Below are 7,294 nucleotides of genomic sequence, written 5' to 3'. Positions count from 1 at the left end.
GGAAAGAATGCCAATGCCCAATGCGATAGGGCCCCAAGTCGGCGGGCGACGGTTCATCCCACCCCGCGCGTGGAGTGGGCTTTCCCGCCGGCTTTCTGTAAATATTATTTCGGCGTTACATAATTGCCGGATAATTTATCTTAACAATCGCAGGCATAAACATTCTCAAAGACGTTGCAATTGCAGCGTCTTTATATTTTTGTAGTAAGCACTTCAGTGCTTAAAAAGCGCTCTTCTCGCTTACTACAAACTCTATTCGTGTGTCAATTGTATCAATCCCAAGTTAACAAAAAAATGTGTATGTTAGTATGAAAACCTTTAGTGAAATGAAGCTGGAAATAGACGTGCCGATTGTGATCGCCGATCGCCAAGGGTTCGTCATCTATGTGAATGATTGCTTTACCTCAGTTTTTGGCTGGAGTATAACTGAAATTCACGGTCAGATGATTACGGTAATCATTCCAGATGGTTTTCATGCCCCCCACCATCTCGGTTTTTCCCGCTTTCTAACTACCGAAAAGTCAACTATCCTCAATCACCCGCTTCGTCTTGTCGGTATCACCAAAGATGGTAGAGAAATTGAAGCTGAACATCTAATTATGGCAGAAAAACATCAAGGAGAGTGGATATTTATGGCGATGGTGCGTCCGCTTTAGGGTGGGGGAGGGGGGAGGGGGGGGCAGGGGGCAGGGGGAACTGGGGGAGTACCAATTACCCATTACCCATTACCCATTCCCCACTCCCCACTCCCCACTCCCCACTCCCCATGCCCAATTCCCAATTCCCAATTGCTAAAAGGATTCTGCCAATGGATATTGATTTAACAGGTTTGGTTAATCAGTTACGGGCGACTCTGGGCAAAATGGAACTAGCATTCGGGGCGATCGCTGATGCTATTGTCTGGACAGGTCGAGATGGAAAGGTGCAATGGTGCAATGCAGCTTTTGACAAACTGGTAAACAAACCTCACATTTTGGTGCTAAATGTCAAACTAAGTGACTTGTTACCTTTGAAGCAAGCAGGGATGACACTTTTACCAGAGTTTTATCCTGATGTCAAGGTGCTAAAGGGAGAATATGAAGCAGGAGAATACGAGTTTCAAATCGGCGATCGCTCTTCAATTTTAGAAATATCTGGTAACTCTGCCGAACTGCCAGGAGGCGACAAATCGGCGGTAATGGTGATTCGCGATGTCACCGCTGCAAAACGCTTACAAGCAGAACATTTAACAGCAGAACAGGAACAAGCTCAAACTCTATCTCTTTTGCAAGCAACGTTGGAGTCTACAGCTGATGGAATTATAGTTGTAAATCAGAACTTTAACGTGTCGGTCTTTAATCAAAAGTTCCTTCAGATGTGGGCATTGCCTGAATCGTTGTTGCAACCTCAACATAGCAATGAACGATTTATGTTTATGTCTCAACAAACGCGAGATCCAGAAGCTTTTATTGCCAGGGTAAAAGAACTTTTCTTTGAGTATCCAGAACAAGCAGCCTTTGATTTGGTAGAGATGAAAGATGGACGTGTTTTTGATCGCTATTCTCAACCCCAATGGCATGACGGAGAAATTATTGGGCGTGTTTGGAGTTTTCGAGATATTACCGCACGTTCACAAGCGGAGGCAGCTTTAAGCGAAAGTGAAACTAAGTTCCGCCGCATCGTGGAAAATGCAAATGACGTAATTTCTCTGATTGACTTAGAAGGTAAAATTTGCTATATTTCCCCCAATTTATTTAACCTCACAGGATACGATACCAGCGAGTTGGAGGGTGTAGTTTTTAGTAATTTCCTTCATCCTGATGACCTGCCAAGATGTTTAGAGGCATTCCAAAAGGTGGTCACAACCGGTGAAAAGCAGTCAGGAATTGAGTATCGAGCCAGACTTAAGGATAATAGTTGGCAGTGGCAAGCCACCAACTTAGCTACATTACAAGATGCCAATGGTAACTTACTAATAATTAGTGTAGCGCGTGTGATCGAAGAGCGCAAACAAGCAGAGTTAGCTTTGCTACGAAGCGAAGAAAAGTTCCGGCATATTTTTGAGAATTCTCAGGTAGGTATTTTCCGCACTAGAATCGAGGATGGGCTGTTTCTCGATGCCAATCAACGCTGTGCCGAACTATTTGGTTACAGTTGTGCATCAGAAGTGATTGGGAAAAAATTTTCCCCTGATATTTATGTGAACCCAAGCGATCGCGCTGCAATATTAACTCAACTGCATCAAAAAGGCGTAATTAATAACATCGAGATTCACTTTCGCCGATATGATGGTTCAATCCGCTGGGGATTATTTTCCTTACATCTGAATATGGAAGAATCCTGCATTGAGGCAGTTGTCACCGACATTACTGATCGCAAGCAAACAGAAGCTGATTTGCACCGTAGCAATGCTATCCTCAAGGCTCAACAAGAAGCTTCTATCGACGGAATTTTAATTGTTGATGAAAACAATCAAGTTGTATCCTACAATCAGCGATTTTGTCAGTTATGGCAAATACCAGAAACAATCATCCAAAGCCGTAGCGCTCGAAAATTGCGTGAATCGGTTCTTGACAAACTCGAACAACCGCAAGAGTTTTTGACAAAAGTTGAGTATTTATACGCTCATCCCGATGAAGTCAGTCGGGATGAAATTATCATGAAGGATGGAAAGACTTTAGATCGCTATTCGGCATCTGTGCGATCGCCAACAAAAGATAGTTACGGCAGGATTTGGTACTTCCGTGATATCACTGAGCGCAAGCAGGTAGAGCAATCATTGCGACAATCAGAAGAGAGATTTCGCTCGCTTTACCAATCAACTAGCGCTGCTGTGGTTCTAGCGGAAGATGGAATACCGTTTGATTGTAACCGCGCAGCAGAAGAGTTATTCGGCTATTCTTGTCAAGAGCTTTTGAGCAGACACCCTGGTGAAGTTTCACCACCACTTCAACCAAATGGTGAAAACTCTTTTAGTCTTGCCACTCAACACCTGACTCTGGCTAACGAGCAAGGTAGCCATTGCTTTGAATGGGTTCACCGACGCTCTGATGGAACTGACTTTCCGGCTGAAGTCTGGTTAACTGTAGTTAAAGTAGGCGATCGCCACCTGATGCAATCAGTAATTCAAGATTTGACTAAACGCAAGCAAGCTGAAGAGGTAATACGACACCGCGCTCAAGTAGACCGTTTGCTCAACAAAATTTCTCGGCAGTTTATCGACCAAGACGCAGACACGGCGATCAATTTTACCTTGCAAGCGATCGCTGAGTTTATGGGCGCTGAACAAAGTCGTATCTTTGAATATTTAGAGTCAAACAAGCAATTTCACAAAGTTCATGAGTGGCGTGCTGCTAATCTGGAAGCTGTAGCCAGCACCGATCAAGAATCACCTTTTGAGATGTTTCCCTGGTTCTACAACCAGATTCTCAACGGCAACTTCGTACAAGGCTTACAAGTTTCTGGTATTGCAGAGATTATACCAGAAACTGTGGAGGAAAAATCACTTCCAGAAGCAGAAATTATTCATTCTGTAGTCGCTGTACCGACAATTCACTCTGGCAAAGTAGTTGGATTTTTAGAATTGGATGTTATCAACACTTCTAAATCCTGGAACCAAGAGGAAATTAACTTATTACAACGAGTCAGCGAACTAATTGCAATTGGGCGATCGCGTCATCAAGCAGAAGAAGCTTTGAGAGTCGCAAAAGAAGCTGCGGAAACTGCCAATCGTTCTAAAAGCGTGTTTTTAGCAAACATGAGCCACGAACTGCGAACGCCACTAAATGCTATTCTGGGTTTTGCTCAGTTGATGGAACGAGACACTACCCTGAGCGATAAACTGCGAGACTGGCTTTCTACCATCAATCGTAGTGGAGAACATCTGCTCAACTTAATTAACGATGTGCTGGAAATGTCCAAAATCGAAGCCGGACGCATCGTTCTCAATCCAGTATCCTTTGACCTGCATCGCTTGTTACAAACGATTCAGGAGATGTTCCAAGTACGAGCCGAGGCAAAAAAGCTGTCACTACAAATGGAACTTGCACCCAATTTACCTCAGTATATTCTTGCAGACGAAGGCAAGCTGCGACAAGTTTTGATAAATCTGTTAGGAAATGCCATCAAATTCACCGATACAGGAGGGGTGACGCTACGTGTGGGAATCGGTAATGGGGAATTGGGAATGGGTAATAATTCTTTCCCCACTCCCCACTCCCTACTCCCCAACGCCAGGTGCTTCAAGCCGGGGAACCCGTCCAACGCACTGGTGACTCCCCACTCCCCCACTCCCCCACTCCCCCACTCCCCCACTCCCCACTCCCTACTCCCCACTCCCCCACTCCCCCACTCCCCCACTCCCCACTCCCTAGTATTTGCAATTGAAGATACTGGTAAGGGAATTGCCAAAGAAGAATTAGACAAGCTGTTTCAGCCGTTTGTTCAGACTGCAAGTGCTGCCAAAATTAGAGAAGGTACGGGACTGGGATTGACTATTAGCCGTCAATTTGTGCAGTTAATGGGAGGTGATATTCACTTAGAAAGTGCTGTAGGTCGCGGTTCAACTTTCTATTTTGATGTCAAAATTGAACTTGCACAGTCATCTGAAGTTGCATCGCCAGCGTTACAAGAAAAGGCGATCGCTTTAGTTGATGGTCAACCTGTATATCGTATTTTAGTGGTAGATGACCGGAAAGAAAATTGCGATTTATTAACGCAGTTATTTGCCACAGTTGGCTTTGAAACTCGTGCGGCAGAAAATGGTTGTGAAGCGATCGCTCTTTGGCAAACATGGCATCCTCATCTTATTTGGATGGATATGCGAATGCCCGTAATGGACGGATATGAGGCTACTCGGCAAATTCGCGCTATGGAAAGGGGAACAGGGGGACAGGGGGACAGGGGGACAGGGGGAGTAGGGGGACAAGGGGGAGTAGGGCGACAAGGGGGACAAGGGGAACAAGGGGGAATTTCTCCCTCATCTCCCCCCTCTCCCTCATCTCCCCCCTCTCCCTCATCTCCCCCCCTCCCCCCCTCCTCCACTCCCCACACGGTAATCATCGCTTTGACAGCTAGCGCTTTTGAGGAACAAAGACCGAATATTATAGCGGCAGGTTGTGATGATTTGATTCGCAAGCCTTTTCGGGAAGAGGTACTTTTTCACAAGATGGCTGAGTATCTGGGAGTAAAGTATATCTATGCAGAAAAAGACAATCTTGCACAGACGAAATTAATTGCATCTGCAAGAGAATTACAACCAAAAGATTTACTTGTTATGCCATTTGAATGGGTTAGCGCATTGCACCAAGCAGCTTTTCAGGTAGATGCGGAGTTAATTTTAGATTTAATTGCACAGATACCCGATACTTATTTGACTTTAGCCGAGGCATTGACCAATTTGGTGGATGGTTTTTGTTTCGACGAAATTATCGAGCTAATTCAAGGAAATACAGACGATGCATAGCCAAAGCCTAGAGACTAAAGGGAATATTTTAGTGATTGACGATACGCCTGAGAACTTACACCTTTTAGCTGCTATGCTCACAAAACAAGGTTACAAAGTTCGCAGCGTTACTAAAGGTGCGGCTGGTTTGCGAGGAGCGCAGGCAGCACCACCCGATTTGATTTTACTTGATATTAATATGCCAGAGATGAATGGCTATGAAGTTTGTCAACATCTGAAAGCAGGCGATCGCACATCCGACATCCCGGTGATTTTTATCAGTGCAATGAATGATGTACTAGATAAAGTCAAGGCTTTTTCTGTCGGCGGTGTTGATTTTATCACAAAACCGTTTCAAGTGGAAGAGGTGCTGGCACGAGTCGAAAATCATCTGACTATTCGCAATTTACGCTTATCACTGCAAGAGCAAAATGCCAAGTTACAGCAAGAAATCCACGAACGCAAACAAGCTGAGGAGAAGTTTAGTAAAGCTTTTCGTTCCAGCCCAAGCCCGATCGCTATCACTACTCTGGTAGAAAAATGCTTTATCGATGTTAACAGCAGTTATCTCAACATGAGCGGTTATTCTTTAGAAGAAATCATCGGGCAAAATGTCACAGAACTTAATGGAATTAGTTCAGAAAAGTATACGATTACTATTGACAAATTACTAGAAACTGGTTTATTGCAAAACTATGAAATGGAATTTCATACTAAGTCCGGTGAGGTGAGAGTTGTTTTGCTATCTGCGGAATTAATTGACTTGTTTGGTGTCCAGTGTATCTTAAATATTATTAACGATATCACCGAGCGCAAGCGTCTAGAAAATGAATTCATTTCTCTAGTTAGCCATGAACTGCGTACTCCGCTGACTTCGTTGATGGGTTCGTTAGACCTTTTAAGCACCGGACAATTAGGAACGCTTTCCGCTAAAGGGCAAAAAGTCCTGAATATTGCCACTACCAACACCGAACGCTTGATTCGCCTAATAAACGACATCCTTGATTTAGAGCGGATGAAATCAGGCAAAATACCTATGCAACCCGTCAAGTGTAACGTCGCAGACTTGATCGACCAGGCAGTAGCAGCGATGCAAGCAATGGCAGAACGCGCTCAAATTACCTTAGTTACGGAAGTTGTCCCTGCGGAATTGATAGCAGATCCAGATCGGATACTGCAAACGCTTACTAACCTTCTGAGCAACGCGATTAAGTTCTCAGAAGCGGGTGGTACTGTATGGTTGCGCGTGCGTCGAGAGTCAGAAAAGGTGCAAATAGAAGTGCAAGATTGCGGACGGGGAATCCCAGCAAATAAACTACAAACAATCTTTGAGCGTTTTCAGCAGGTTGATGTATCTGATTCTCGTAAAAAAGGAGGTACAGGTTTAGGGCTGGCGATTTGCCGGAAAATTATTGAACAACATCAGGGCAAGATTTGGGTTGAGAGCGTTCTCGGTGAAGGCAGCACTTTTTATGTAATTTTACCATTAGCGGGGTTTGGTTGTGAGTAAGTGTGTATTGATTGTTGATGATGAAGAAGATGTGCGAGCGATCGCCCAAATGGGATTAGAAATGGCAACTGATTGGAACGTACTGTGCGCTAGTTCTGGTGAAGAAGGTTTAGCGATCGCCCAAACCAATCAACCTGATGTTATTTTGCTCGATATGATGATGCCTGACATGGATGGACGCGCTACACTGCAACAACTCAAAGCGAATCCAGCAACAAAGCATATCCCTGTTATTTTGGTAACAGCAAAGGCGCAATCATCACAAGATAGCTTGAGTGAGTTGGATGTTGCGGCTGTATTTGCTAAACCTTTTCGTCCTCTGAAACTAGCTGAACAAATCGATGCCGTATTAAAATAGCTTG

Annotated in this window: 4 protein-coding genes; all 4 read left to right on the top strand. The window is 44.4% G+C overall.

Features of this window, described 5'->3' with window-relative positions; genetic code table 11:
* Nucleotides 1–308: 308 nt before the first annotated feature.
* The 4 genes from AABK37_RS15240 to AABK37_RS15225 are packed head-to-tail and all read left to right on the top strand — an operon-like array spanning nt 309 to nt 7,290.
* Nucleotides 309–656 (top strand): PAS domain S-box protein, encoded by a 348-nt coding sequence (locus AABK37_RS15240; RefSeq protein WP_432552406.1) that lies wholly within the window; start codon nt 309–311, stop codon nt 654–656.
* On the top strand, nt 623–5,443 hold the full coding sequence (locus tag AABK37_RS15235; RefSeq protein WP_432552405.1) for a PAS domain S-box protein: 4,821 nt from the start codon (nt 623–625) through the stop codon (nt 5,441–5,443). Before AABK37_RS15240 ends, AABK37_RS15235 begins: the two co-directional genes overlap by 34 nt.
* Nucleotides 5,436–6,932 carry a hybrid sensor histidine kinase/response regulator gene (locus AABK37_RS15230; RefSeq protein WP_432552404.1) on the top strand — a complete coding sequence of 499 codons (1,497 nt, stop codon included), beginning with the start codon at nt 5,436–5,438 and terminating at the stop codon, nt 6,930–6,932. The genes AABK37_RS15235 and AABK37_RS15230 overlap by 8 nt, the downstream gene beginning before the upstream one ends.
* Nucleotides 6,925–7,290, top strand: coding sequence for a response regulator (locus tag AABK37_RS15225; RefSeq protein WP_432552403.1), 366 nt, complete (start codon nt 6,925–6,927; stop codon nt 7,288–7,290). Before AABK37_RS15230 ends, AABK37_RS15225 begins: the two co-directional genes overlap by 8 nt.
* Nucleotides 7,291–7,294 lie beyond the last annotated feature (4 nt).

It is taken from the genome of Tolypothrix sp. VBCCA 56010, assembly GCF_050875635.1.
Lineage (GTDB): Bacteria > Cyanobacteriota > Cyanobacteriia > Cyanobacteriales > Nostocaceae > Hassallia.
Note: the sequence above shows the minus strand (reverse complement) of the source record. Positions and strands in the feature narration are given on the sequence as shown.